This window comes from Candidatus Erwinia dacicola (assembly GCF_001756855.1).
In the GTDB taxonomy this organism is placed as follows: domain Bacteria; phylum Pseudomonadota; class Gammaproteobacteria; order Enterobacterales; family Enterobacteriaceae; genus Erwinia; species Erwinia dacicola.
Genome location: NZ_MAYS01000405.1, coordinates 1 through 1,244, shown reverse-complemented (window position 1 = coordinate 1,244; position 1,244 = coordinate 1). Strand labels below are relative to the sequence as shown.

Sequence of the window (1,244 nt, the reverse complement as noted above, 5' to 3'; positions counted from 1 at the left end):
TAAGGGCGCTACGTTCATTATTTGCGCCTCGCGTTACCTGAGGTTTTTAAGAGCTTTCCCCACCTTTCCCACCAGAAATTGTTCACATCGTGAGCGCGATCATAAATTTCACTTCTGCCGCTATCTTTTGGAACCGGTTCTAACTAACGTTTTTTATCAAGTCAGGCGCAAAGGTTCGCAGTAATGCCGGAGGAAAGATGAAACGAGAAGTGATTGTGGTTACCGCCGCCTACGGCAGCGAGAAAATAGCCGGGCTGGGCGGGCAGCAGGCGCTGCTGCCGATCATTGCCGCCGCCGGGGCCGATGGCGTGGAGATCCGCCGCGAGCTGTTCAGCGCGCAGCAGCTGTCAGCGCTGCCTGAGTTAGCCGACGCGATCGCGACCAGCCGCCTGATGGCATTCTACTCGGTGCCGGAAGCGCTGTTTATGGCGGACGGTTTGCTTAATCCCAACCTCGATCAGCATTTTAACGAGGCGGAAAAGCTCAACGCGCAGCTACTCAAATATTCTCTGGGCCACTATCAGCCCGGCTTTGACTGCAGCGTCCTGCGCGGCAAGCTGGCAGGGAAAAAGGTCCATCTGGTGGTGGAAAACGACCAAACCGCCTGCGGTAAACTGAGCGCACTGGACCAGTTTTTCCACGCCTGTGGCGAGAGCCGCACCTGTAATGGCATGACTTTCGATATGGGCAACTGGCTGTGGGTTGGCGACCAGCCGCTGCAGGCAGCCGAACGCCTGAGCCGCTTTATCAGCTATATCCACGTTAAGGCCGCCGTGCCTAACGGAGATAGCTGGCGCGCGGTGGCGCTGGATGATGCCGATGATTTGTGGCGCGAGACGCTGGCTCTTTTACCTGCCGACGTGCCGCTGGCCATTGAGTTTCCGCTGGAAGGGGCCGATTTGGTGGCCGTTACCCGCCACTATGTTGACCTGCTGCGCGAGGAGTAAATGATGACCGCTCAAACCAACCACACGCTGGATGCCGTGACCATCGGTGAGGCCATGGCGATGTTTGTTGCCAGCGAATGCGGCGATTTGGCAGGCGTGATGCAGTTCAGCAAACGCATTGCCGGAGCTGAACTCAGCGTCGCTATTGGCCCGGCGTGCCTCGGCTTGAACATAGGCTGAGTCAGCCGCATTGGTGATGACTCGTTTGGCCGCTTCACCTGCCAGCAGCTTGATCTGGAAGGCGTTGACCGCCGTCAGGTCACTCACGCTGTGCCAAGCTCCCCGGGTCTTCTTCGC

1 protein-coding gene and 1 pseudogene are annotated in these 1,244 nt (G+C 58.0%); both read left to right on the top strand.

Going from position 1 to position 1,244, the window contains the following annotated elements:
• Positions 1-197: 197 nt before the first annotated feature.
• The gene (locus BBW68_RS11205; protein ID WP_070135428.1) at positions 198-947 is read left to right on the top strand and encodes a sugar phosphate isomerase/epimerase family protein; all 750 of its coding nucleotides are present in this window, start codon (positions 198-200) and stop codon (positions 945-947) included.
• A gap of 3 nt (positions 948-950) precedes the next feature.
• A pseudogene (locus tag BBW68_RS11200) lies at positions 951-1,244 on the top strand (PfkB family carbohydrate kinase); the annotation flags it as partial.